This is a genomic window from Rosenbergiella gaditana (genome assembly GCF_018494065.1).
Lineage (GTDB): Bacteria > Pseudomonadota > Gammaproteobacteria > Enterobacterales > Enterobacteriaceae > Rosenbergiella > Rosenbergiella gaditana.
Map to the genome: position 1 here is coordinate 1 of NZ_JABBFR010000016.1, position 26951 is coordinate 26951.

Consider the following 26951-nt stretch of genomic DNA (forward strand, 5'->3'; position numbering starts at 1 on the left):
CGCACAATAGAGCTACATGAAAAAGTCATCGGGGCCTTCATTGAAAAATATATGTTCTACTAATTGGAGTCATTACCGGGAAATGCATGCATGATGCAGGAGCTATTCTAATCGGATTTCTGTTGTTAAATTTTATTAGACGATCTTAGCTTTACAGATAAATATGAATCTAGCCTAGGAAAGGCTAGTGCTAAATATTTATTTTGGTGAGCAAAATATACTCATTGGTTTTTATATCAATAAGAGGTGCAACTTTTTGGGTAAAAGCTGCACCTCTACCGATAAATGCAATCAACCTAAGCTACGACAATTTAGAGGGTATTGTAAGTGCAAATTGCCTCGGCGAAAGATAGACTTAACGCCTATAAAAATTTCTCTTATAATAATGAGCAAATTTTGCCGCAACTACCAGAATTTTTTTGTTTAACCAAGTGATGTCTTTTTTAGAGTCTAGACTTGCCCCCCACTGATTTTGCTTTATGAAATCAATGAGTGTTAATCTCTTATTTCTGTTAAAAAATGAAAGAAAAATATCCATGGTACTAGGCACTGAATCTTTTTTCAGGAAGCTACCAACACCGAAAACTTCATTGTGATTTAGGTTGTTAAAAGCATTGATTAATGATGTATTACTACCATCTAGTAACACCCCCCAGATATTCAATGAATAATCTCGTAGCTTATCGCTTGTTAATCCATAATTTAATACTGATTTAGTAAAATGATTTATACAGGAGAGCAAACCCTCTTGGAATTTATTGGTAAAATTATACCAGGTCTTATTTTCTTCTAAATCAATATTCCGTTGAGCAACAATTTTCTCTCCTTCACGAACATACCCAGTGACACTGCCTGTGGGTGAGTTAGTTATCATTTCAATAGGCGCGACAGAGTCTAGATAGTGAGAATACTCCTCTTTTATGTTCAGATCAGGACCGAAGGAAAATTTAGCAGTATTTTCTGGTTGTTTGTTTAGAAATTTTTGTAGGCCTAGATAAACACCAATAAATTTTGTGTTAGGGAATAACAAAGCTATATTATCATGGATAGTCCCTCTCCAACCAACATCAACGAAACAAAAACTATCTTTAGAATTGTTAGTTATTCCTTTTTGGTTGAAATATTCAATTATTAGCTTCTTTTTCTCACTAATAATATTCCATACAATAGCTTTAAATTCGGAATCTGAAAATAAACTTACAACTCTAGCATCCAACCATGGGTATTGAATGACTTCATTATCTTTTAGATTGTATTTGTCAATAAAAGAATGTACGATCGTTATGTCGATATCTAAAGTCTTAAATAATGCAGAAATAGATTGGGTACTGTATAAAGACCAGACTCTCATCATCTCATCAATACTTATTTCACTTAATGATGGAGAAAACGTTGATATCCTACTCACTTCTAATATTTCAAATTCGGGTAATTTTAAATCATTCATTTGACTTTCGATTTCAGAAATAAATTTTTCGAAAGCTTTGATAAAAAATTCACCCTCTCTAGTAAAGAAAAATATTTTTTTGCAATTATTCCTTAATGCCTCCTCTAATATCTTTGTACAAAAACCAACGATAAATGGGGTCGTTTTCATACCCGTTAATGTAGATTCATCGATATCATTACTTTTTTGATTTTTGGTTAAGTCATTAGTTAGAGTACTAATGAGTTTAAGGTCATTACCCCATAATGATTCTCTTTCAACTCTAAGGTTATTTTCACTATCAGGGCAATACAACTTAGAGGTGATTCCTAGTTCAGTAGGTATTTTGACATCGGACCAAGCATTATCTCCGATATGTAGCCATTCATCACTCTGAATATTATGCTCATTTCTTAAGAAATCGAATAGCTTTCCACTTCTTTTGTTTAGTCTAATGTCGGCAGATGTTATACCTTTGTTAATTGGGAAATTAACATCGGAGTTTTTTATTATATCAATAATAGAGGGAGATGAAATATAAAAGTCAGATAAAAATAAAGTTTCATCCGATGAGTTTTCGTTTAAAAAATCTATTATATATGGGTCTATGTATGTTAGTGACTTTTCTTTATTTATTTCCCATGAATATAAGTCTTCAACAATATCCTCTATATTGACACTTTTAGATATGTTATTTTTAATCCATTGAAAAAAAACATCTTTTATATGATATTCATCATCAAAACCCTCATCACGTGATAATTTAGCAATCGCTAACTCACAGTCAACTCTACTTTTAAAAAGGGCGGTGACATCATAATTATTATGAAGGTGATGATATTTAAGATAAAAATAATATGCGGTTGATCTTTTGATAAAATCAGGGTGGCACTTTCGTCTAAGTATAGTGTCCCAAACATCCACAGTTTTTAGTTTAAATTTTTTCATAATTTATTTTCTTTTATGATTTGATAAATGATCTAATTTTATTTTTAATAGAGAGAGGTAGTTTCGAATAAATTCTTTTCATCAGATTATTATTTTGATTATAGAGTGTGTTCGCTATATCTGGGCGAATGTTTTTCGTCTCAAAAGGGGGTCTTTTATAGGAGCGAACTAAATCAGTAGTTACAGAATCCGTATTATTTATAGCGGAAAGGAAGGCATCATAGAACCCTTCATTTTCATTTTCCAATGTTCTGCCCACCATAAATTTTTCGCCAGACTCCCCCATATGCTTGGCTAATGAATCATCATTAAGTATTTTCATTAATCCTTCTGCTATACTTTCGGGAGTTTGCTTACATAAAAGCATTGCGTCATGATCGAAATCATAAAGATTATTTTCTCGCCAGATTTCAACGACAGGAAGCCCTGACTGCATCATCTCGAATGGGACCCTTGATGGGTTAGATGAACTTATACATAATCCAACAGCACATTTATTATATAATTCGTTACATGAATCTAAAGGAAGCAACCCTAGGTTTTCATGCTCAAACCAAAGGTTTTCTTTAATCGTTGATCCATATAGGTAAATTTTAACATCCGGCATGCTATGTTTTACAATTCCAAGGGCTTCAATACCTATTCTTGAGCATCTTCTTGGTTTATCAGGCTGATAGATAAAGCAGATTGCTTTCTGTTTAGGGATAGTATTAATTCTTTTATAAATTTTATTATTAACACCAAATTCAAAATGGAAAGCATTTATAGAAAAATCATTTTTAAGCTTATATCTTAGCCACCTGCCTATAGTTATTGGTATTAACCCATAACTATAAGAATTTTCTGCCATCAAATAGGAGTCACCAACAGGATTAAAATATGCCTCATAATCCTGAACAAAATACAAGCGCTTACAGTCGAATGGTAATGACGCTACAAAAGGTGCAGAATACCAAATAGTTGCCACAGCCACATCACAAGGCTGAAATTTATCCCAACCGTAAAAAACATTTTTCAAACGTATACGAAAAAGATTGAAAATTAAATCACATCCCTCGGTCTTACCCGATTTATCTTCTAAATAGATTATACAATTATGACCTTTCGATTCTAGAAACTCTGCATGTTGGAGCATAGTCCTGTGCCCACCGGAACCTTCGATCAGCTGAGGAATAAACCATGAAATATTTGCCATTTAATTACCATAATTGATTGCTGTAGATGTGATTAGTTGAAGCTTGAAAATAATAACTTACTCAATACTTAGAGGGATTATCTTAGCGTATAGTTTATATATAATATTATAGTCTTAATATGATGTACTTTTAGTGCCGGTGTGTATTTTAAGCAAAGGTTTAAAACTAGTTTTTATTAGAATCAGTATATTCTCTAACTATATTCTCCAGATTCTGGATAAGTTTTTCTTGATTAGCTATTGTATTATCTTTTTCATCGATCAACTGGGTTTGATCTCTGATAGTTAAATCTCTCTCGTCAATCATAAGAGTTTGAGCTTTAATAGCGATATCTCTTTCATCAATGATTTTAGCCTGATCTTTAATTGTAATATCTCGTTCGTCAATCAGTATAGTTTGCGAATTGATTGCTTGCATTCTTTCGGCTAAAAGTGCTGACCATGTGTTGTTATTAACCAAACTAAATAACTCTAACCTACCAATAGATAAAGATCTTTTTATATTAATTAGTTTTATAACCCAATCTATAATGTCATGATAAATATACATCACAAAATTCAGCGGAAACGATTTTTGTCCCAATAACTCGTTTTCATGTACATTGAAGAAAGTATTTATTCTGTTTATTGATGTATTTAGAAGAATAGTTGCACAAGATATTTTTCCCAAGGAAAGTAACATAGTTACATTCATATAGTAGCTTTGTAAAATCTTTGTGCTAATTGTTGGGCTAAATTCTTTAGTAGAACTTCTATAGGCCTTACTGAACCAATACATTGATTTTATAAAATCACTTTTTTTTCTATAAATTTGTCCTAACAAAGTGCACAAAGATATGTACCATCTAATTTGATGGGGGCTAAGATGGCTGTCTTTATAAATATCACAACAGTAGTCAGTAATTTTATAGATAATAAATTCATCTGGATTATAATTGTTTAAATATTGATAGCCTAAGACCGCTAATGCAGATCCATAATCTGGACTTAGAGGCGGATAAGTTTCCAATATTTGTAAACAATAATTTTTCAAATTGAATCTAGATTTATTTCTGAATGGAAATTCCACTAACGATCTAACAATCCACGGATTAATATAATCTCTAGGAAATGCCAAAAGATTATCAGGGGGGGAGCTATAACCGTATATTGATTCATTGTATTCGAAACCCTTAAATATCAAAGGGTTTTTCATTAAAATTAATATATCAGAATAAGAGTTTATTATTGACCCTGTATAATCGACTATTGAAAGCGTTTCATTGTCATTAGTAGAATAACTTTCAATATCTAAGTTTATTGATTTTAAAATTTTTAATACGCTGGTTTCTTGCTTAAGTAAAACACATCTTCCTGAGGGTACAAGTGACTTAGATATAAAATCGAGGGTTATTGAGTTTAATTCAATATCATTATCAATAAATAGAATAAAATTATAGTTATTATTTTTAATGTTCGTTGATATATCAGCTGAATGTAGGAAGTTTAAATTATTAGAATTTATTTTATATGATAAGTAATTTCTAATATTTTCATTTCCGTCATCTAATATTAATATTTCATCACCAGGGCAGATATAGCTAGTTACTTTATCTAGTGTTTCACTAAAGTAGTGTACTTTCTCATCTAGAGTAACATTATATTCAAATAAATAATTATTAATTAATTCAATATTTACTCGATTTTCTCCCTCTTTGATTATCTCCTTATTAATATTTCGATAGTTATTTTTTTCTAAAAAATTAATAAATTCCAAGTGATTATTATCAACACAGTCTATTGAAATTTTAAAAAGTTTTATGTTTAAATTGCAAATAATTTTATAAAGATTAGTGAAGTCTGAATTTTCAATAGAAAATCTAACATAAAAATAATCAATACTATCTATACTTTCATTGTAATCGATCTCCTCTAATGAATTAAATCGATACACAATATAGCCAGTGTTTAACAAGTCATTATAAATTTCATCTTCGCAATTTATTAATAAATATTGGCCAGGATACTTATAATCGAATAAACTAGACATTTCTTCACCATGAAGCATTCATTTTTAGATCAATAACACCACCAAAGAAATACTCATCCCTGACAACATTAACATGAAAAAAAGCGGCCTCATCTTGCCAATGTAAAATTCTTTGAGATAAATAATTTGGTGTCTCTTCTAATGATACAGCAGCTTGAACTTCATATAAGTTTGTACCTAAATTACATATGAAATCAAGGTCTACAAAAAAACGCTCACCTGCGCTAAATTTTCTTTTCCAAAATTGGGTGCAATCTGAATTGTTATATCGTATTGCCATATCTTGGTTAAGAGTTCCCCAAGAATATATTTTAACACCCTCTTTATTACGTATCCTAATACCTACATTTAGTTTAGATATATTTCTCTTAATATGGCAGTGTATTCTAATTTTTATCTTATCGCCTGGGTTGAATGCATTACTAAATTCACCATTGCTATTTAATATTTTGACACTCTCAATCTCAGCATCCCCTTCACCGAAGGATAATTTATCCGTTCTTGACTGATTTTTATTATCATTTTTTTCATTATTTGAAATGTCTGGAATAACTGATGGCTCTTCTTTATTTGTGGCTATATTGTCGATTTCTTTTTTTGAAGCTAAATCTTGGGCTAATTTTGAAAAATACTCGCTTTCTTCTTTATGTAGCAGTCGTCGGTACTCTAATAATATTTCTGACGACAATCCAACGTTAAGTTGTTTTCCCCGATCAAGCAGGATTGATTTATTGGTAAGCGTTCGGACTGACTCTTGATCATGAGAAACAAATAAGAGTGTTACACCATCACTTGTCAGTTTTTCGATTTGCTGGAAACAGCGTTTCTGAAATAAAGCATCTCCGACCGCTAATGCTTCGTCTACAATTAAAATTTCTGGTTCTAATTGTACTTGCACAGCAAACGCTAGTCTTACCATCATTCCACTAGAATACGTTTTTACGGGTTGCTTGAGGTGTGACCCTATATCAGCAAAGCCAGCTATTGCATCAAATTTATTATCTATTTCTTGTCTCGAAAGACCTAAAACAGCACCATTCAAGTAAATATTTTCTATACCCGTAAATTCTGGATTGAAACCTGATCCAAGCTCTAATAGAGCCGCTATACGGCCATGTGTGTATATCTCACCACTTGTTGGTGTAAGCGTTCCTGTAATCAACTGTAAAAGTGTGCTTTTACCTGAACCATTACGTCCGATAATTCCCGCTGATTCTCCCTTTTTAACCGAAAAACTAATGTCATCAAGGGCCCAGAATTCATCGTAATAATTTTTAGATTCTTTTCCGACTAAGTATTGAAATTTAGGAAGTACGAATTGTTTTAGTCTATCTCTAGGTGAGTGGTAAATGTTATAGCATTTTTTTACATTTTTTACATTTATTGCTATATCGTTAGATGACATCTGCAAAACCTTTTTTAGTCTTTTGAAAAAAAGAAAAACCTATTAAAAATATTAATAAACTGATTACTGAGTCAATAGTTAACATTTGCCAATTAGGACTCATACCAAAGCAAATAATTTTTCTAGTCTCCTCTATAAGAAAAGCTATTGGATTCAGTAAAACAACTTTTTGGAAAGATAGAGGTAATGCAGAGATCGGATAAAAAACTGGAGATAGAAACATAAGAATCGTCACGGCAATGCTTATTGTCTGAGGAATATCTCTTATGTATACCCCGAGCGAAGCCAAAATCCAACTTATACCAGTAATAGATAACACTAGTGGTATTAATATAATTGGAAGAAATATCGTGGTCACGTGAATCTGATGTTTAAAAAATAAGATGGTTAGTAGTAGCACGATTAGGCTTATACCAGCATGAAATAAAGAAGATAGAAGACTAACTATCGGCAATATTTCAATAGGGAACACTACTTTTTTAACGAAATTAGCATTAGAAGTTATTAAGGTTGTTGATTTATTTATCGCTTCAGAAAATATATTGAATATTATTAAACCAGTAAATAATATGATAGCAAAATCGGCATGACCAGTATTCTGTTCTCCTGCCCATCTGGATTTGAAAATAACTGAAAAAACAAAAGTATAAACTGTAAGCATCAATATAGGATTAAATAACGACCATGTTAAACCTAAAAAAGATCCCTTATATCTTCCCATTATATCTCTTACAGTCATTTGCCAGATTAAATCTTTTTTATCATTGAGAAGTCTAAGTATATTTAAAATCATTTTAATTCCTGATTCGAAAATTGATTGTATACAGATAAAGTTTTCTTAATCACGATATCTCTATTAAATCTATCTTTAACTATTTTAGATGAAGTTGAGCCAAATCTTTCTCTTATGTCGGGATTATCTTTTAGGAAAATTATTTTATCTGCAATTTCCTCTGGGGTGGCATTATTTATTAGATAACCATTGTACCCATCATTAATTATACTTTTACAACCCCCTGAGTCGCTTACAATGCATGCTCTCCCAACCGAGCAAGCTTCTATTATAATTCTTGGAACACCTTCAGCATATTTAGTAGGTAACGCAACTAAGTTTGAATGTTTTAATAGAGAATACATATCTTCGACTTTTCCTAACCAAACTATATTTCCTTGTTTTTCCCATTCATGTATTTGGTTTAAACTTATTGCATCTGGATCTTCTAGATCTGATATTCCTGCTACTTTTAAAACTATATTAATATTTTTTTTATGTAGTATATCAACAGCCTTTACTAAGTCACCAAGTCCTTTCGACCATAATAGCCGACCTGCAAACAATACTGAGAAAGTGTTTTCTAAACATTCTTTTGTGTATACATATTCATCAATATTAACCCCAGCACCCTCTATTATGTAGATGTTTTCTTTTTTCAATTTTACATAGCTATCGAGTAAATGAAAATCGTTTTCATGCTCAAAAATTATTTTGTGATTTCGACCTGAAAAAATTATTTTATATATGTTTGTGACTATTTTAAATTTTAATCTATTTAAAATGCTTTCATGTTTTTGGAAAATCCGTCCTAACCCAACGAAGCTCACTACAAAAGGTGTTTTTAATAGCCTTGCGTAGATCCCACCTAGAATTATTGGTTTTATGGTTATAAGATGAAATAAGTCTGATTTTATTTTTCTATTTATTTTGACTAACTGATATAGAGTCGTTAAGTTCTTTATTGGGTTGCTACTAAATCTTTCTAATTTGATGTCTAAGCAACAAATACCCTTTGACTCTATATTTTTTCTTATGTTTTTGTTTGGAAAGGTACTAATAAGGTAGACTTTATGTCCATTATTTATTGCAGCTTCAGCCCTTTCTAGCCAATGTAATTCAAAGTACCATGAGGCATTGACAAAATATGATATCTTCATGAAATCTCAGTGTTATTTTAATTTGGTGAGTCTCTTGTCATAGGTTTTGTAATGAATTTTAACCTTTTTCATTAATTCATTGTTTTATAACTGCATGGCATCTAATGTTAATAAAGGCTTTATTTTAACCTTTTTAAATTTAAAAATCTAAAATATTTATGTCTTTATTTAGTTATTAATTTTAATGTACCAATAGTCTGAAAATAGTGCCCTTTTGTCTACAAATGGGATAATGAATAATTGTAAATAGAAATAAATTGTATCCCCTGAACCATAAAAAGAACGGACTGATTTTTAATGTAGCCAATTCATAAGTTAAATAGGTGAATTCTTAATATAGATATTTCAGTATGCTCTTATATTATTAGGTTGTTTTTTGAGCTGAGTTCTTAAGTAAAATATATTTATTTTTAATAATTTTGCAGTAGCATTAATGCTACCGCCCTTGACTATCGCTATCAAATTGCGTAATTACTCAGATTATCTTACTTGGCTAAACCATTGTATTTTATGTGTTTTTTATATTGACTTAGCGTATTGCGTTGGATTATATAGCTTTAGAAATTTTTTTTGTACGTTTTTCTTAAAGTTTATGTATGTTAATAGTTAAATATAAAAGTACCGGTAAGCTTTGCCCCTTAACGCTTCTGAGGACAATTTTCGTCATTGAACATCGTTTTTTGACTAAATTTCTTTCAAAACAGTCAATTAAAATCTAATTTATAACCACTGGATGTTGAATATGATCATTTTCTACTAAATGAAGCGTTGGGATAATTTGTCTCATTATTGATAAAAAACTTTAACCTAACACGGGTGGTCAATAAAATCTATCCCGGTGTGGTGGATGTAATTGCACATGACTAAATAGCTGCGCTCAACACCGCTACATTTTGCCAGACCATGTTTTCCTACAGGGAATGTGCTGATAGGTTCCATAAAATGATGAACTTTTCTCAGTAACTGCTGCATTGAGCGGCACTGGTGCTCACCGGTTATCATGTTGTGCAGCGCCTGCCTCAATCGCTCAATGTGGTTTACCCACGGCGAGTAAACCAACTGATAAATTACGTTGAGCTTCGGGTTTACTTCCAGCCAGCACTGAGCTTCACGGCTTCTGTGGATAATGTCGTTGTACATAGTGAGCGTGATCGTCTTTACTGTCTGCGTAGTTGCCAGTCTGTACCGATTTTGGGATTAAGGTGGATATCCAGTTCCCCCTCATAAAAGACCGAATGCTTTGTATTCGTCTAGTGTTTTGCGGATTACTGCCATCTTTTTATCTCTGTGCGGGTCACTAATGCACTATGCAGAGATGCTTATACGGCCAGCGGGCCAGGATTTTAGACCTTTACTACTCGATAAGGTAAACTTGTTAATCCAGTCACCCACAGGTGAACGGGGACAGTAGAGGATCTTGGCAACGTCACTGACATGGTCATCCCGGGCAGCATTAACATGGCACTCACTCCACGTGCAGGACTTTGTCTCGTGTTTTACGAATAGTTTTCTGCATCTGGCGCCGTTTGTCACGGGATATTGGTGCTATTATCGCCTTCGCTAAGTGCGGTTGTTGATAGGATTGGTTTACGATTGGCCAGATCACTCAATTTGGACTGATTTCCTCCAAAGTGATCGACTATTTAGCGTACAGAGTTACTGACTCTATAAATTAATAAATTAACAAATTAACAAATTAACAAATTAATGAAATAACTGAGTGTCAATTCATGCAGGAACGCTCATCCCTAGTTGCTATTAGCAGATTTAGTCTTGCTAAGAGCTGTACCTACCCCTGCGTATTCGTGATCTACCTAGAGAACAAAACGGCTACTAATTATAACTATCTGGCTCACCCAGTCTTTTATGAGGGTAAAGTGGATATCAATCTCACCTCTGATATCGGTGCAGACTGGTCACTGCGAGGCTAGTTAAAGGTAAGTTGTGACGCTCGGTCATAATGAAAAATAATTTCTCGCAGGTGTGTTAGACAGCTGAAACAAATTTCAGCGACGTGGGGGTAACAGCAAAAGTTCAATGTTGTTCATTAACTTGTCAATGTGTCTCACAATCATTTATTGGCGAGAAATGTTGCCTACTTGATGATGTGGTATAGGGTAATAGTTTATCGATTGGCTCTTGGCATTAAAAAAACTCGTGTCATGCATAATTTCGTTTTATGGAATTATCTGTAAGTAAAACAGCTTATTATTACTATCAATGCTCTATCTCTAAGCACCATCATAAAACTTAGTAAAGGTAATCCGGTAGTGAGTACTAACAAATATGCTTGTGCCAGGTAGAACTGCATTGGTCCACATACAGGGCCAAAGTAAAACGTAGCTTGTCGTATAAGTCCTACGATGGTGCTCCACAATAAAATTACAGAGATACCCATAATGAGGTACGTGGAGAAGCCGTGTTCATTCCTTAGCATTTATACTTTTAGTCGTAATGTCGCTAAACCCGATAGAATATGTATGTTAGTACTCGCTACCGATAAATTCACAGTTGGTAGGAGTAATCGTTGAATAATTTCACATAGTGTATGTATATTGGTTGTGCATCCCACCTACACTTCACGACGAGGCCCCCGTGCAAGGCTCCTGTTTATGCACATCCATTAAATTTACCTTATCCTATAGCCCAACTACTTTCTATCGTTGCCATTGCTCTTTATGTCGCCGTCAAACAGGTATCGAATCGAATTATGCCACTTTAGTGCATAGTCAGCATTTTACCTGGTCTTCAGGCGAAGCGAGTATTCACTCCTGGAGAAAGGATTCGGGTTATCGCAATGATTTTTGTCAGCATTGTGGCAGTACGGTGCCTAATCCATTAGCATCGGTTCCCTACTTTTGGGTGCCCCTGGGGTTACTGGAAGGGTTAGAGCATTACCAGTGTGTTGCTGATTTCTGTCTGCAATCCTCGGCTTCATCATCTCGTTGCTCTGAAATTCAAACTTATCGCGAGCCAGCCCAATCACTGGAGCAACTTCTCAGTATGCTCCAGTTAACATAGTAAGTTAGTTAGTATTCACTATTTTCCTGAGTGGCGGCTAATAAGTAGACCGAGTTATCGAACACCTGCTGGCTCGCGCGGCACTGCATAGTGAACTCAAAATCATGGGTGAGTGGCTCAAGCCATTGCTTAGGATAGATATGCGCTTCAACCGGAATATTGAGTGTTCCTAAGGGTTCAATAAAGGGGCGTGATTGTCCCTGGGTCAGCAAATCATTATCACTTGCGCTGCTCCAAACAGGAAGATAGTGGGTGGTCAACCAAGGTGTCGCCGACATAGCATAAAGCCTTCGCAGGCTGGGTGGGGACAGTGCTGTATTCGACATTCACCACACCGACTCCGCGTTCGGCGAGGAGCTTGGCGTATGCCAACATGCTCTCTTTATTTCCCGTTACCAGCCACCGCTGTGCACTAACATAGTAACCGGATAGTGCTGCCGAGTTTGCGTGCATGGCGTGACAATATCAATGCTTGACCTTAGCAAGTTGCCACGGCAACGATCGTGGGTAATCCTCAAGTAGCGCTTAACTTTTTTGTCTGCGTAATCGGTCAACGCTTGAACGTTTTTTTTCGTCCTGGCATGGTCATTGCGCCGTGCATCAACGAGATCGTATGAGACTAACAGCCGGACAGCAACAAGCTTGTGATAATCAATGTTAGCCTTTTAGAACCTAGCGCTATAAAAAGTATTTTTTTCACATTATTTCTCCTCATTTGTATAATAAATGTTAAAATTATAGTGATAGCTTCATAAAAATTGTCAATGAACTGTGCTATTAGTCATATTTTGTATAGAAATTTTTTATTAATAAGCCATACTAACCATCGTTATGGAATACTCGTAAAAACTAGTTACATATTGGCGAATTTTTCATCACAGGCGAATGTGGAAAATCGGAGATTGGTGCGGCAAGCTTCATCCGACGTGAGTAATTAAAAATATAAATTTCCTGCTTTAGGGCGGTCTTATTGCTCCGATTTTTACATTTTAAAATAGCTGTTTTATTTAAGGTAGATTTCGATGTCTAGGGAACGCAGAGGCTTACGTCTCATTACGTTATTATTCTCTCTCTTCTGCTGCTTATGGTTAGTCATTGGTGGTGGATATTTGTTAGCAATCGGTGGAAGTAGCTACTACTTAATCTCCGGTCTCGTCATGGCGCTTTTTACCGTGTTTCTTGCCAAACGCAAAGGCGGTGCATTTTTCGTTTATGCGTTGATCTTGATCGCGACGGCAATCTGGTCCTATGTTGAATGTGGCATAGACTTCTGGGCATTAGCACCACGTCTTGGTATCTGGACATTGTTCGGTATCTGGATGCTGTTACCGCCTGTCTACCGTCAAATCTCACGCCCTAACGCCGGTAATACACCACGTACTGCGGTGGCAGTAGGGGTCATCCTAAACCTGCTGATGGTCGGTTCAAGCTTCTTGGTGAAAGACCCGCAAGAAATTGACGGTACCCTAAACATCAATAACGAAGCGCCTGCAGCGCCAAGTGTTGCTGCTCAGGACTGGCCAGCGTACGCACGGACGCAAGATGGCGTTCGTTACTCGCCATTAACGCAAATTAATGAGCATAACGTCAAAGACTTACAAGTTGCTTGGACATTCCGTACAGGTGACCTTAAGCGTGCTGATGATCCAGGTGAGATCACCAACGAATCTACCCCGATTAAAGTCGGTAATATGCTTTATACCTGTACTGCGCACCAGATTCTTATCGCACTGGATGCCGCAACCGGTAAAGAAAAGTGGCGTTTTGATCCAAAAATCAAATACGACTCTACTTTCCAGCACATGACTTGTCGTGGTGTTTCCTACCACGAAGTGTCCGCTACGCCTACCAACGGTAGCCAACCTGCTGCATGTTCACGCCGTATTTTATTACCTGTAAACGATGGTCGTTTGTTTGCGGTTGACGCAGAAAACGGTCAAGTCTGTAAAGACTTCGCGAATAACGGCGAAATCGATTTACAACACAAACAGCCTCATGCCTTCCCGGGTGGCTATGAGCCAACTTCTCCGCCAATCATCACCGATAAAGTGATTATTATTGCCGGTGCGGTAACCGATAACTTATCGACGAAAGAACCTTCAGGGGTTATTCGTGGATTTGATGTGAATACTGGGCAACTGCTTTGGGCCTTCGATCCAGGCGCTAAAGATCCTAATGCTATTCCTGCAGACGGTGAAAGCTACACGCCTAACTCACCGAATTCATGGGCACCTTCAGCTTATGACGCGAAATTAGATATCGTTTATATCCCGATGGGGGTCAGTACGCCAGATATTTGGGGCGGTAACCGTACTCCGGATCAAGAGAAGTTTGCGACCGGTATTCTCGCGCTGCATGCTTCAACCGGTAAACTGGCTTGGTTCTACCAAACGGTACACCACGACCTGTGGGATATGGATGTTCCGGCACAACCAACCTTAGCTGATATCAAAGATCAGCAAGGTAATACTGTACCGGTGATCTACGCGCCAGCGAAAACAGGTGATATTTTTGTTCTAAACCGCGTCACAGGTAAACCTGTTGTTCCTGCAAATGAACATCCAGTACCACAAGGTGCAGCAGAAGGTGATCACCTGTCGCCGACCCAACCTTATTCTGAATTCAGCTATCGCCCAACCGCGCACCTGACAGATAAGAAAATGTGGGGCGCGACCATGTTCGACCAGATGATCTGTCGTATCATGTTCCATCGCCTGCGTTACGAAGGTCCATTTACACCTCCTTCAGTTCAAGGCACCTTGGTTTTCCCAGGTAACTTAGGCATGTTTGAGTGGGGTGGTATTTCTGTTAATACGGATAAACAGTTTGCTATCACTAACCCAATGCAACTACCGTTTGTCTCTAAACTAATTCCTCGTGGTCCTAACAACCCAATGGAACCTGATGAGAAAGGCGCTAAAGGGTCAGGTAGCGAAGCAGGTCTTCAACACCAATACGGCGCGAAGTTTGGTGTAGAGCTGAATCCATTCCTGTCACCGTTTGGTCTTCCATGTATGGAACCTTCATGGGGCTTCGTTTCTGCGGTTAATCTGCAAAACCATGAAATTATTTGGAAGAAACGTATCGGCACCATTCGTGATAGCTCGCCGATTCCTCTGCCGCTGAAAGTCGGTACTCCAATGTTAGGTGCTCCTATCACGACAGCAGGGAACGTATTCTTCATCGCGGCGACGCTAGACAACTACCTCCGTGCTTATAGCGTGCATGACGGTAAATTGTTATGGCAAGCACGTCTACCGGCTGGTGGACAAGCAACACCGATGACTTATGAAGTGGATGGTCAGCAATATGTGGTGATTAATGCTGGTGGTCACGGTTCATTCGGATCGACCATGGGTGATTACATCATTGCGTATAAACTTCCTGACGCGAAGTAATCGGCCGGCATCACCCTACAGGTGGTGATGTCTGCAATTCATAATAAACCCCCGATAAAGCAATTTATTCGGGGTTTTTTTATGGGGTTGATCAAGAGAAGAGCGTTATAGATTTATTCGTACGAAGGGTAGGGAAAGTGGGGGGAAGCGTTACCTAAACAAGAATGAGGTGTTGCTTCCCGTACTCATCAGCAGAGATTAAAAATTATTTGGGATAAAGATATCGGGAGATTGTTGCAACGCATAGTTGAACGCATCGGTTGCGATATTCGCCATAGATTGCCAATTTTGCAAAGTGAAATCGATTCCAAGAAGCCCAGTAACAAACCAGCATGAGGTGCAAAGGCCCAGACCTGTGAATACGGCACTTGCCGCTTTAAGGCTATTTTGTTGGCATTTAATCTTCATTATGCTTGCCATGTACATCAGTCCTGCACTTAGCAAACCCCAACGCATAACGATCAAACTTGTTGCAAGAGCGCTCATCTTCAATCCTCATTTTTGACCAAAGGGTTAACCCATTGTTGATAAAACGAACAATGAGAAGGTATCATAAAGTGTGATTTAGTTCACATTATAGACAAGAGGGGGCAGAATTTGAAGAGTAAGTTAAATAATTAGCATTTTTGGCTCGCTATTGTTAACGAGCCTTAGCACAAGAGGGAATAAATAAGCGGCACGGACACTACGATAACGACCCAACATGGCTAAATGTCGGCATAGTACGACAGCGTTGAGAATGGCGATATGCTGTCGGGGTGAGGTCGAACTTACGGCGAAAAACACGTGAGAAGGTCTGCTGTGATTCGTACCCATATTGTAACGCGATATCAAAGACTGGGCGTTGGCTGGCGCATAACGCTTCTGCTGCTTTCGCTAAGCGTCGGTCACGAATGTAATCGCCGAGTGTTTGACGCGTCATTGCACGGAACATTCTCTGTAAGTGCCATTTGGAGTATCCAGACTTAGCGGCAACTTCATCAATAGAAAGGTTATTCCCGAGATTCTGATCGATCCACTCAGTGAGTGAAATGATGATTTCTTTTTGCATCTGACGTCATTCCTCTGTTTAGTCATCACATAATGTGATCTCGAACAAGTTTTTAAAGTATAATTCCTCAAGTTAACTTGAGGTAAAGCTTAAAAATGAAAAAAGAACGATCTCAATTAAAATCAAGACTTTCCCCTGGAGAGGTGGCGAAGCGAAGTGGTGTCGCTGTTTCTGCGCTACATTTCTATGAGACAAAAGGGCTGATCGCAAGCAGTCGTAATGCCGCAAACCAACGGCGTTACAGTCGTGATGTGCTCCGACGCGTGGCGATTATAAAAATTGCACAGCGCATTGGGTTACCGCTCGCGACATTAAGCGAGCATTTGGCGAATTATCCGCCGGATAAGCGTATTTCAGCGAAAGAGTGGGAGCAACTTACCGCGCAGTGGCGTGATGAGTTGGATAAACGGATAGAAACATTGATTCGATTACGGGACGATCTCAACGGTTGTATCGGCTGCGGATGCCTATCCATGCGTGATTGCCCGCTACGTAACGCTGACGACCACTTGGCTGAGCAAGGCAAAGGAGCGGTCTTATTGGAAAAAGAGACGAATGATAATGATTCGGAACTTTTAACAGGGGATTTTTCCGATGACCTGCTAGGCTCAAGGAAGTTGTGACCGATTATGATAATAAATCGATGAGATCCATCTTATTAAGCACGTTTTTTACGCCACGTTGAGGGTGTAAAGTGTACTTTATGTAAATGAGTGAGCCTGTTGCAGTCAATAGGTTTTGTTGTCTTCTGGAAAGGTTACAAGGAAAGCATGGAAATTTTCTTCACCATACTGATTATGACGCTGGTGGTATCACTCTCCGGCGTTGCAGCTCGTATCATTCCCTTTCAAATCCCCTTACCGCTTGTGCAAATTATTGCCGGTGCGTTATTGGGGTGGCCAAGTTTTGGATTACACGTCAATTTTGATCCTGAACTGTTCTTAGTCCTCTTTATCCCGCCGTTACTTTTTTCAGATGGTTGGAAAACACCGATTAGTGAATTCCTGCATCATGGGCGAGAAATTATTGGCTTAGCGCTGGTATTAGTTCTGATTACGGTCGTAGGGATTGGTTATCTTATTCACTGGACAGTACCGGGCGTACCGTTGATCCCAGCCTTTGCCTTGGCAGCGGTGCTCTCACCAACGGATGCCGTTGCGCTTTCAGGAATAGTCGGTGAGGGACGTATTCCGAAAAAAATCATGTCGATAGTTCAAGGTGAAGCCTTGATGAACGATGCGTCGGGTCTGGTATCACTGAAATTTGCTATTGCCGTGGCGATGGGCTCGATGGTATTCACTTGGTCGGGGGCCTCACTCGAATTCTTAAAAGTATCGTTAGGGGGCTTGTTGGCAGGTGTGGTGATTTGTTGGCTATACGGTAAATCACTTCGCTTATTTAGTCGCTGGAGTGGTGATGATCCCGCCACGCAAACCGTACTGCTGATGTTACTTCCGTTTGCCTCATACCTGATTGCAGAACACTTAGGCATGTCTGGAATTTTGGCCGCGGTGGCTGCGGGGATGACCATAAGCCGTTCTGGTATTATTCGACAAGCCCCGCTTGCGATGCGTCTACGGGCAAATAGCGTATGGCAAATGCTAGAGTTCGTGTTTAACGGCATGGTTTTTTTAATGCTCGGTTTACAGCTGCCAGGTATTTTGCAAACCACCCTGACCGAAGCGGAAGTCGATAATAACGTTAATATTTGGATTCTATTATTAGCGGTAGCGATGATCTATATAGCGCTAATTGTGGTGCGTTTCGGCTGGTTGCTGCTGATGCAACGTATTAGTAAACGCTTACTTAAGAAACGTCCAATGGAGTTTAGCAACTATTCGTTACGCGAACTGTTGGTGGCAACTTTTGCTGGCGTTCGTGGGGCGGTGACACTGGCTGGTGTCCTGTCCATTCCTCTATTTCTACCGAATGGGGAAAATTTTCCAGCGCGCTACGAATTAGTCTTTTTGGCAACCGGGGTGATCCTATTTTCGTTATTGGCGGGAGTAGTGACCTTACCTGTGCTGCTGAAAGGCGTATCGGGTATTGATAAAGGTGAGACGGGAAAAGAACTACGAAATGCCCGTTCTATTATGGCTAAATCGGGTATTGATAGCTTATATAAGATGGAAGAGCGTCTCGCGAAAGATACCAATGAAAATATTGACCCTGAATTATTAAAAGAGGTCAATTCCCGTGTCATTGGGCAGTTACGTCGGCGGCTGGACGATAAAGATGATGTAGAACAAGCAATGTTTATGGAAAATCTGGAAAGGCGCTTGCGGCTTAATGCACTTCGTGCAGAACGGGCAGAGGTTTATCACTTACGAGCGACTAAACAGATTTCTGATGAATCAATGCGCAAGCTCCTTCGTGACTTAGACCTTCTTGAAGCGCTGCTTATCGAAAAAGAAGAGTAACTTGACTCCCTATCCTTCAGGGATGGGGAGTTAGACACAGCCTTCATCGATAATTTTTATTCATTTCACTGCCGACTCGCCTCGCTATATACTTAATCTTTATTGAGATAATAACGAGGCATTCGTATGTCCACTTTATGGCGCACCTTACGCCAGAAGTTGGTAACCGATTCCCTGTGGCAAATTCCGCTGCAGCTCTGCATCTATATCGGGTTATACCTATTAGCTGGCTTATTGGTTAATATTTTCACTCTCCCCCTTCCAGCAAATGTTATCGGCTTAGGTATTTTGCTGCTGCTCATTATAGTACGTATCGTACCGGTGAAGTGGATTCGTGCGGGCGGCAACTGGCTATTAGCAGAGATGTTACTTTTCTTTATTCCAGCCGTGGTGGCGGTGGTCAATTATGGCCCACTATTGCGCAGTGAAGGGTGGAAAATTGTGGTGGTGATTGGGTTGAGTACCCTATTGGTATTGGCCGCTACTGGTTCTGTGGTCGAACGGGTATTTCGTTATGAGATGGCACGGGCACAGCGTAAGTTAGGAGCGAATGATGAGTAGTATGATGGTTAACCTCTGCTGCTTGGTGTTGACCGTAGTCGTCTATTATCTCAATAAACGGATTTATCGACGTTGGCGCTCACTACTGTTGATGCCCTTAGTCTTCACGCCATTGGTATTGATTGTTCTACTGCTGACAACACATATCTCTTGGGAAAGTTATATTGGCGATAACCATTGGTTAATCTGGTTACTTGGCCCCGCGACATTGGCTTTTGCGATTCCGGTATATGAAAACCTTGGCTTGATTCGGCGTCATTGGATGTCACTTGGGGCTGGAGTGTTAACGGCGGTGGTTGTCGCAGTATTCAGTTCCGTCTGGCTGGCTCGCCTTTTCTCATTACCCGAAATGGTTGAGCGCAGTTTAGCTGTACGATCTATTACCACCCCTTTTGCACTCGCTGCAGCAAAACAAGTGGGAGGGCAACCTGATTTAGTCGCTCTGTTTGTGGTAATTACTGGGGTCTTTGGTATGGCGATGGGTGACTTTCTTTTTCTTCATTTAATGATTAAACAGAGTGTTGCCAAAGGCGCCAGTTTAGGCGCTGCTTCCCATGGTGCTGGGACCGCAAAAGCCTATCAATTAGGGCCAGAAGAAGGGGTAGTCTCAAGTTTAGTCATGATGCTGGCAGGTATTATTACCGTGCTTTTAGCACCTTTTATTCGTTTGCTCTTTTAAAGAGCGGGTCACTGCAGGGCAGTGACCCTTGAGTGTTAAGGCTGCTTAATGCTCTGCTTTTCTTCTAACAATTTCTCGACAACACCCGGATCGGCCAATGTCGACGTATCGCCGAAGTTGGTGGTATCGCCTGCCGCAATTTTTCTTAAAATACGACGCATAATTTTACCCGAGCGGGTTTTGGGTAGCATCTCCGCCCAGTGCAGCACGTCAGGGGTGGCGATAGGACCAATTTCTTTACGCACCCACTGGCGAACCTCTTTGTACAACTCACTACTTGGCTCTTCACCACTATTGAGCGTGACATAAGCGTAAATAGCCTGACCTTTGATTGAATGCGGAATACCGACCACTGCCGCTTCGGCGATTTTAGGATGTGAGACTAAAGCGGATTCGATCTCTGCCGTACCTAAACGGTGGCCTGAGACGTTTAGGACATCATCAACCCGACCTGTGATCCAATAGTAGCCGTCTTCATCACGACGTGCGCCATCACCACTGAAATAGTAATGTTGGAAGGTGGAAAAGTAGGTCTGTTCAAAGCGTTGATGATCGCCAAACAGGGTACGCGCTTGCCCAGGCCATGAGTCAATGATAACCAAATTGCCTTCGCAAACGCCTTCTTGAATGACCCCTTCATTATCCACCAAGGCTGGTTTAATCCCAAAGAAAGGGCGGGTGGCGGAACCTGGTTTCAATGGTGTGGCACCCGGTAGTGGTGCGATCATAAAGCCACCGGTCTCGGTTTGCCACCACGTATCGACAATTGGACAACGGCTATTGCCCATTTCAGTGAAAAACCACTCCCAGGCTTCAGGATTGATCGGCTCACCGACCGAGCCAAGTACCCGTAATGAGCTGCGATCGGTGCCTTGAATTGCTTTATCGCCTTCTGCCATTAAGGCACGGATAGCCGTTGGCGCGGTATAAAGGATAGTCACCTGATATTTGTCGACTACTTCGGCCATACGCGAGGCGGTCGGCCAGTTTGGAACGCCCTCAAACATTAAGGTGGTCGCGCCGCACGCCAATGGGCCATAGAGTAAGTAGCTGTGCCCAGTGATCCAGCCAACATCTGCAGTACACCAATAGATATCGTCTGGCTGATAATCGAAGACATATTTAAAGGTCGTTGCAGCATAAACTAAATAGCCGCCAGTGGTATGCAATACACCTTTAGGCTGTCCAGTGGAGCCGGAGGTATAGAGAATGAATAAGGGATCTTCTGCATTCATCGCAACGGGCTGGTGTTCAACGGATGCATCGGCCATGAGTTCATGCCACCAACAATCACGCGGTGCATGCCAATTCGGTGCCTGGCCGGTACGGGAATATACCACGACATTTTTTACACTGGTGACGGCAGGATTCGCCAAGGCATCATCGACATTTTTCTTTAACGGAATGGGTCGACCTGCACGTAAGCCCTGATCGGCGGTAATCACCAATTTCGCTTGGCTATCGATAATCCGACCCGCTACAGCATCCGGTGAGAATCCGCCAAAAATCACAGAATGGATAGCACCAATTCGTGCGCAGGCCAGCATCGCCACTGCCGCTTCAGGAACCATCGGCATATAGAGCGCGACGACATCCTGCGACTTAATTCCCAATGAAGTCAGTACATTCGCGAACTGACAGACTTGTTGGTGTAATTCGCGGTAAGTGAGGGTTCGGCTTTCGGTGCCGTCATCACTTTCCCAGATAATAGCCTTTTTATCAGCATGTTCGGCCAGATGCCGGTCCAAACAGTTAGCGGCTATGTTAAGTTTGCCATCTTCGAACCAACGGATATCAATATTACCCGGATCAAAATGGGTATTCTTAACAGTGGTAAAAGGGGTTATCCAATCAATGATCTGTGCTTGTTCCCGCCAGAATGTGTTGGGATCTTCCACCGATTGTTGATAGAGCGAGGCATACTGCTCTTCGTTAATCAGCGTGTTGGCAGCGATGGCATCCATAATGGGGTGGGTAATGGGTTGGCTCATGACAGGTCTCCTTTTTTGTTAATTTTATGTGAAAAGATGCATGATAAAAGACCAAACCAGTGATTTGTTTGGGTTATGTGCCAGAGATCACGGGATTGCATCGTTATTTACCGAGTCGTCTGTTTTATCGGTATCCTCGACCATTCTGGCAAAATCAACCAAGATTGCCTAGTTGTCGGCAAGGTCTATGAAAATTTTTTTCACAAACGTGCGCATTTTTTCGAGCGAAATTTATTCTTTTAGAAGATAGGGTTATAAAAAACTACTGTTTATATACGATAATGGATTATCAAAAGAGAATTATCCGATGTTTATGAAAGCTTGCGCTCGGCAGAGAGAAAATGGTAATACATAGCACACAAAATCGCAGGAAGCGGTTTTAGCACACAAACATCAAAGACTTGGCCGTTTTATATTTGGCATTTTTATTTCTGCGTACTTCTCTTGTCACTGAAGAGTGAAAGGCAGTTTGACTGAGGAAACCACTATTCTATGAAAGGCTTCAAAATCACTCTTGCTTGGCAAATCCTAATTGCACTGATATTAGGAATTGTTGCCGGAAGCATCCTCCATAATGCACCAGACAGTCGTGATTGGCTGGTGGTTAATATCTTAAAACCTGCGGGTGACATCTTTATTCATTTGATAAAAATGATTGTCATTCCGATTGTTGTCTCTTCATTGATTGTCGGAATTGCCGGTGTCGGTGACGCGAAGAAATTAGGGCGTATTGGCCTTAAAACAATCATTTATTTTGAGGTAATCACCACTATTGCGATTGTGGTCGGACTGACATTAGCCAATGTGTTCCATCCAGGAACTGGTATTGATATGTCTGCGTTAACCACTACCGATATTTCAAAATACGAAGCCACAACGCAACAGGTACAGAGCGGGTCACACAGCTTAGTGACCACTATCCTGTCGATCATTCCGCAAAACATCTTTGTTTCATTTGCGAATGGCGACATGTTGGCGATTATTTTCTTCTCTGTATTATTTGGTTTAGGCTTATCATCGCTACCTGCCGAGCACCGCGATCCTCTGGTTTCTGTTTTCCGCTCGATCTCAGAAACCATGTTTAAAGTGACCAACATGATCATGCGTTATGCGCCAGTCGGTGTTTTCGCGTTGTTAACCGTGACCGTGGCTAACTTTGGCTTTGCTTCACTTTACCCACTAGCGAAGTTAGTCGGCTTAGTGTATGCCGCTATCTTGCTGTTCGCGTTCGTTATTTTGGGTGGTGTCGCGAAGCTATGCAGTTTAAATATCTGGACATTGATGCGCATCCTAAAAGATGAGCTAATCCTGTCCTATTCCACGTCGAGTTCAGAGACCGTTCTTCCACGTATCATGGAAAAGATGGAAGCTTATGGTGCACCAAAGTCTATCACTAGCTTTGTCGTACCAACCGGTTATTCTTTTAACTTAGATGGTTCTACGCTCTATCAAAGTATTGCGGCGATCTTTATTGCTCAGCTGTACGGTATAGAGCTCTCCCTGACGCATCAGATCATTTTAGTCCTCACCTTGATGGTCACGTCGAAAGGTATTGCTGGGGTACCGGGTGTTTCCTTTGTTGTCCTGCTCGCAACGCTGGGTAGCGTAGGGATTCCGCTAGAGGGACTCGCCTTTATTGCTGGGGTTGACCGTATTATGGACATGGCACGTACTGCATTAAATGTGGTCGGTAATGCCTTAGCCGTATTGGTGATCTCTTGCTGGGAAAAACAGTTTGACGTGAATAAAGCACGGGCTTATGAACAACAAATGTTGGGAATATCACGCGCCAAATAACTGACTATTGATCAATGATCAGTCGGGAGTGCATGATACGGGTCAGTACCGTTCATCACTCCCGTTTTTTTTGTCCAAAATAAGGCCTTATCATGTCTATTAACCTCCACCGTCTCGTGACCGAAGGTCGCAATATCGCCAGTGAAAATATCGACCAGTTATCGACGGCAGAGATGCTGAAGGTCATCAATGATGAAGATAAAAAAGTCGCTCTAGCGGTTGAAGCGATTTTACCGGAAATCACACAGGCCGTAGAGGCGATTACGGCGACCTTGACACAAGGTGGACGATTAATTTACAGCGGCGCGGGTACGTCAGGGCGCTTAGGTATTTTAGATGCCAGTGAATGCCCGCCAACTTTTGGTACCTCTCCTGAGCAAGTGATTGGGCTGATTGCCGGAGGGCATAGGGCGATTCTGCAAGCGGTTGAAAATGCGGAAGACAACGAAGAGCAAGGTGCTAAAGACCTACAAGATATTCACTTCACTGCGCAAGATATTTTGGTCGGTATCGCAGCTAGTGGCCGCACTCCTTATGTATTGGGGGCATTGGCATGGGCCAAACAGTGCGGAGCGGTCACCATAGCAATCAGTTGTAATGCACAGAGTCCGATGGCGGACTGTGCCGACATCGCGCTTAGTGCTGTAGTGGGGCCAGAGGTGGTGACAGGCTCTTCTCGCCTGAAGGCTGGGACAGCGCAAAAGATGATCCTCAATATGTTGACGACGGGAGCAATGATCCGCAGCGGCAAAGTGTTCGGGAATTTGATGGTGGATGTTGAAGCGACCAATCAGAAGCTGATTCAACGGCAGAAAAATATCGTTATGGATGCCACAGGTTGCCAAGCGGAGGATGCCGAAGCGGCACTCTCGGCCTGTAATGGACAGTGTAAAACCGCAATACTCATGATCTTGGCTAATTTAACGGCTGAGGAAGCAAAGCGGCGGTTAACACAGCACAAAGGTTTTATTCGTTCAGCCTTAGCTTCGTCTGAGAATAAATAACGAAATGATTATATTTATCATTTGAAAAATCTATTACACTCTTAGCGTTTCTCAACATGATAAGCGCTAAGGGCTCTGTTTTACTGTCCAATGCGCAATGACAGAGGTAATGACTATGCAACGCAATTCTCTTTTCCGTCCCTTATTACTGGTGACAGCGCTATTTTCAGCGGGGGTATTTGCCGAGGAAGGGCAAACCCTAACTCAACCTGTCTCGAAAGGGCTTTACGAACTGGCTTATGGCCAATCTTCACAGCAATTATATGTGGCGAGTGCTGGGAGCCGACAAGAAAGCGGTGGTGCGGTATATATCCTTAACCCGCAAAGCCTGAAGACTGAGCAGGTGATTAAAGAGCCACTCAAGCCATTTGGCGTGGCTATCGATAATACTCAACATATTCTTTACACCGGTAATACTCGCGATGGTTCGATTACAGCGATCGATCTACAAACCAAAAAGATCATTGCCCAACAGGTGGTTGAAACTCGTCAACGCACTGAGTCGTTTAGACCGCCACAAATTCGTGAGATCACGGTCGATCCGGTAACTCATCAGGTTTATGCCACTGGCGTAGGGGCTGAGAGCGTCGTTTGGGTACTGGAGGGTAAATCTCTTAAAGTGATCAAAACCATTACCGGCGTTGGTAAAATGGCGACTGGCCTTGCCTTGGATCCAACACAGCATGCGCTCTACTTGTCCAACGCCGATGCAGAGTGGATCAACATTGACACGCAAAATAACAGCATCCTAAAACGGACAAAACTGGATCTGCCCGGTGACCATATGCTGTTAAATGTGAGCCTGGATACCGCGGGCCATCGCGCATTCATCGCAGATTTTAAACAGCCGCAAGTCTTGGTAATTGATACACAAACTGATAAAGTTTTGACCAGCATTAAGGTACCCGAATCGTTAGGAGTACTGTTCAACGCGCAGCGTCAAGAGCTGTATGTGACACACCGTAAGGCGGGTACCGTAAGCATTATTGATGCGAAAACCTATCAAGTGAAACGTACGGTTACAACAGATGGGATGCCTAACAGCTTAGCGTTGTCCGACAAGGGTGATGTGCTTTATGTCAGCGTCAAACAACCTTCTTCTCGTGAGAAAGAAGCGACACAGCCAGATACTGTCTTACGTATTACTCTGTAACGCGCAACAAGGCCTCATGATGAGGCCTTGTTTTCCTTATCACTCTTTAAACAAAATTGATAATTTCCCACCTGGCTCGGCTAATTTCGCTAATTTCTTCTCATTGACGGTTTTACGTTGCCCCAATTGCGATAAGGTCGGGGAGTCGGCTTTATCAGTAGAATGTTGGCTACCTTGCGCGGCGACTAAGGATGCAGCGGCCTGTTGTAGATAAGCCATATAGCCCGCTTTGGTTGATAGTTGCTGAGTGTTCACGGGTTGCTGGGTGCGTAGCCAGCTGCCGAGGTAGAACTCAAGGAAAGGCGGTGCTTGGTCTGGCTTATCGTAGGCAATGCCCCGTAAGAAATAGACGATAGAGCGATAGGGGTCGTTCTGCATGGTCTGCAGACCTACCTGCTGGGGTAACTGAGCGGGTGTAACTGGTTTACCTTGTGGATCTTCCAGCCAGGTTAAATGTTGTTGTTGCATCGTACTCCAGAACAGATCCATTGACGCGAGCTGGCTGAAATCATTGGTAATACGTACCGCGAATGGAAAATCCTGATTATTGGCTAGCGCCCGGTAGGTCGAGACAGTGTGGTGGCCATCGGTGAGGTAAATATGATGGTCCGGGGCAATCACTGCACTTTTCACGTCGTCTGGCTCCGTCCCAGGGGCAGCAAGACAGGTGAAACTGGTGGGCTGTGCGAGAGATGATTGGCTATCAAAGGTTTTGACCCCTTTAGCGCCAATATCTTCACAGAAACCTTCAAACAGCTCTTGTCGATCACCCTGTAATTTAGCCACTTTATAATTGACTTCATCGACACCAATCGCCGGTTGAGTGGGACGGATCTGGCTGACGTTCAGTGTTTTAATGGTCTGTGCATAAGAGAATGGACCGCACGATAAGCCCGCTGTGATTAACGAAGCAAGTAGAACCGAGGTAACGCGTTTCATTA

The 26951-nt window shown here is 40.6% G+C and carries 21 protein-coding genes and 1 pseudogene; 9 read left to right on the forward strand and 13 right to left on the reverse strand.

The genetic code is table 11. The annotated features are described in order from the left end of the window. Window positions 1–355: 355 nt before the first annotated feature. The 7 genes and pseudogenes from HH682_RS11565 to HH682_RS11595 all read right to left on the reverse strand — a co-directional run. Window positions 356–2374, reverse strand: coding sequence for a hypothetical protein (locus HH682_RS11565; RefSeq protein WP_214237701.1), 2019 nt, complete (start codon window positions 2372–2374; stop codon window positions 356–358). Window positions 2375–2387: 13 nt separating this feature from the next. Further along, entirely contained in the window at window positions 2388–3569 is a 1182-nt protein-coding gene (locus HH682_RS11570; RefSeq protein ID WP_214237702.1) for a rhamnosyltransferase WsaF family glycosyltransferase, read from the reverse strand. A 166-nt stretch (window positions 3570–3735) separates the two neighbouring features. After that, a complete protein-coding gene (locus HH682_RS11575) occupies window positions 3736–5598 on the reverse strand; it encodes a hypothetical protein (protein ID WP_214237703.1) in 1863 nt (620 codons plus the stop codon). A gap of 4 nt (window positions 5599–5602) precedes the next feature. Further along, window positions 5603–7003 (reverse strand): ABC transporter ATP-binding protein, encoded by a 1401-nt coding sequence (locus HH682_RS11580; protein ID WP_214237704.1) that lies wholly within the window; start codon window positions 7001–7003, stop codon window positions 5603–5605. Next, the gene (locus tag HH682_RS11585; RefSeq protein ID WP_214237705.1) at window positions 6993–7796 is read right to left on the reverse strand and encodes an ABC transporter permease; all 804 of its coding nucleotides are present in this window, start codon (window positions 7794–7796) and stop codon (window positions 6993–6995) included. The genes HH682_RS11580 and HH682_RS11585 overlap by 11 nt, the downstream gene beginning before the upstream one ends. Beyond that, a complete protein-coding gene (locus HH682_RS11590) occupies window positions 7793–8935 on the reverse strand; it encodes a glycosyltransferase family 4 protein (RefSeq protein WP_214237706.1) in 1143 nt (380 codons plus the stop codon). Before HH682_RS11590 ends, HH682_RS11585 begins: the two co-directional genes overlap by 4 nt. Window positions 8936–9823: 888 nt before the next feature. After that, window positions 9824–10451 (reverse strand): annotated as a pseudogene (locus HH682_RS11595) (hypothetical protein); the annotation flags it as partial. A gap of 1079 nt (window positions 10452–11530) precedes the next feature. On the opposite strand from HH682_RS11595, the gene HH682_RS16040 reads away from it, so the two are divergent. Beyond that, window positions 11531–11956, forward strand: coding sequence for a GFA family protein (locus tag HH682_RS16040; RefSeq protein WP_214237707.1), 426 nt, complete (start codon window positions 11531–11533; stop codon window positions 11954–11956). 8 nt (window positions 11957–11964) lie between these two features. On the opposite strand, the gene HH682_RS11605 is transcribed toward HH682_RS16040, so the two are convergent. Then, window positions 11965–12234, reverse strand: a complete 270-nt coding sequence (locus tag HH682_RS11605) for a hypothetical protein (protein WP_214237708.1) — start codon at window positions 12232–12234, stop codon at window positions 11965–11967. Next, the gene (locus tag HH682_RS11610) at window positions 12176–12409 is read right to left on the reverse strand and encodes a hypothetical protein (protein ID WP_214237709.1); all 234 of its coding nucleotides are present in this window, start codon (window positions 12407–12409) and stop codon (window positions 12176–12178) included. Before HH682_RS11610 ends, HH682_RS11605 begins: the two co-directional genes overlap by 59 nt. Before the next feature lie 569 nt (window positions 12410–12978). Between HH682_RS11610 and HH682_RS11615 the strand changes: the two genes are divergently transcribed. Further along, entirely contained in the window at window positions 12979–15354 is a 2376-nt protein-coding gene (locus HH682_RS11615) for a glucose/quinate/shikimate family membrane-bound PQQ-dependent dehydrogenase (RefSeq protein WP_214237710.1), read from the forward strand. Window positions 15355–15552: 198 nt separating this feature from the next. Here the strand turns inward: HH682_RS11615 and HH682_RS11620 are convergent, their stop codons facing one another. Both HH682_RS11620 and soxS read right to left on the reverse strand, forming a co-directional pair. Then, window positions 15553–15840, reverse strand: coding sequence for a YjcB family protein (locus HH682_RS11620; protein ID WP_214237711.1), 288 nt, complete (start codon window positions 15838–15840; stop codon window positions 15553–15555). 199 nt (window positions 15841–16039) lie between these two features. Beyond that, window positions 16040–16405 (reverse strand): superoxide response transcriptional regulator SoxS, encoded by a 366-nt coding sequence (gene soxS, locus HH682_RS11625; protein ID WP_214237712.1) that lies wholly within the window; start codon window positions 16403–16405, stop codon window positions 16040–16042. A gap of 95 nt (window positions 16406–16500) precedes the next feature. On the opposite strand from soxS, the gene soxR reads away from it, so the two are divergent. The 4 genes from soxR (at window position 16501) to HH682_RS11645 (ending at window position 20065) form a co-directional block, all read left to right on the forward strand. Further along, window positions 16501–17028: a redox-sensitive transcriptional activator SoxR gene (gene soxR, locus HH682_RS11630; protein ID WP_214237713.1), complete on the forward strand. Its 528-nt coding sequence runs from the start codon at window positions 16501–16503 to the stop codon at window positions 17026–17028. 147 nt (window positions 17029–17175) lie between these two features. Then, window positions 17176–18825 carry a Na+/H+ antiporter gene (locus tag HH682_RS11635; protein WP_214237714.1) on the forward strand — a complete coding sequence of 550 codons (1650 nt, stop codon included), beginning with the start codon at window positions 17176–17178 and terminating at the stop codon, window positions 18823–18825. Window positions 18826–18951: 126 nt separating this feature from the next. Then, on the forward strand, window positions 18952–19386 hold the full coding sequence (locus tag HH682_RS11640; protein WP_214237715.1) for a CidA/LrgA family protein: 435 nt from the start codon (window positions 18952–18954) through the stop codon (window positions 19384–19386). Beyond that, window positions 19379–20065 (forward strand): LrgB family protein, encoded by a 687-nt coding sequence (locus HH682_RS11645; protein ID WP_214237752.1) that lies wholly within the window; start codon window positions 19379–19381, stop codon window positions 20063–20065. Before HH682_RS11640 ends, HH682_RS11645 begins: the two co-directional genes overlap by 8 nt. A 35-nt stretch (window positions 20066–20100) precedes the next feature. Here the strand turns inward: HH682_RS11645 and acs are convergent, their stop codons facing one another. Further along, on the reverse strand, window positions 20101–22056 hold the full coding sequence (acs, locus tag HH682_RS11650; protein WP_214237716.1) for an acetate--CoA ligase: 1956 nt from the start codon (window positions 22054–22056) through the stop codon (window positions 20101–20103). A 492-nt stretch (window positions 22057–22548) separates the two neighbouring features. Between acs and gltP the strand changes: the two genes are divergently transcribed. From gltP to yncE, 3 genes are all read left to right on the forward strand, one after another. Continuing rightward, window positions 22549–23853, forward strand: a complete 1305-nt coding sequence (gene gltP, locus HH682_RS11655) for a glutamate/aspartate:proton symporter GltP (protein ID WP_214237717.1) — start codon at window positions 22549–22551, stop codon at window positions 23851–23853. A gap of 92 nt (window positions 23854–23945) precedes the next feature. Next, window positions 23946–24857: an N-acetylmuramic acid 6-phosphate etherase gene (gene murQ / locus HH682_RS11660; RefSeq protein WP_214237718.1), complete on the forward strand. Its 912-nt coding sequence runs from the start codon at window positions 23946–23948 to the stop codon at window positions 24855–24857. Window positions 24858–24972: 115 nt separating this feature from the next. Then, window positions 24973–26010 (forward strand): 7-bladed beta-propeller protein YncE, encoded by a 1038-nt coding sequence (gene yncE / locus HH682_RS11665; protein WP_420826211.1) that lies wholly within the window; start codon window positions 24973–24975, stop codon window positions 26008–26010. 39 nt (window positions 26011–26049) lie between these two features. Here yncE and HH682_RS11670 read toward each other — a convergent pair whose 3' ends face one another. After that, window positions 26050–26949, reverse strand: a complete 900-nt coding sequence (locus HH682_RS11670) for a ParB/Srx family N-terminal domain-containing protein (protein ID WP_214237720.1) — start codon at window positions 26947–26949, stop codon at window positions 26050–26052. Between the last annotated feature and the right edge of the window lie 2 nt (window positions 26950–26951).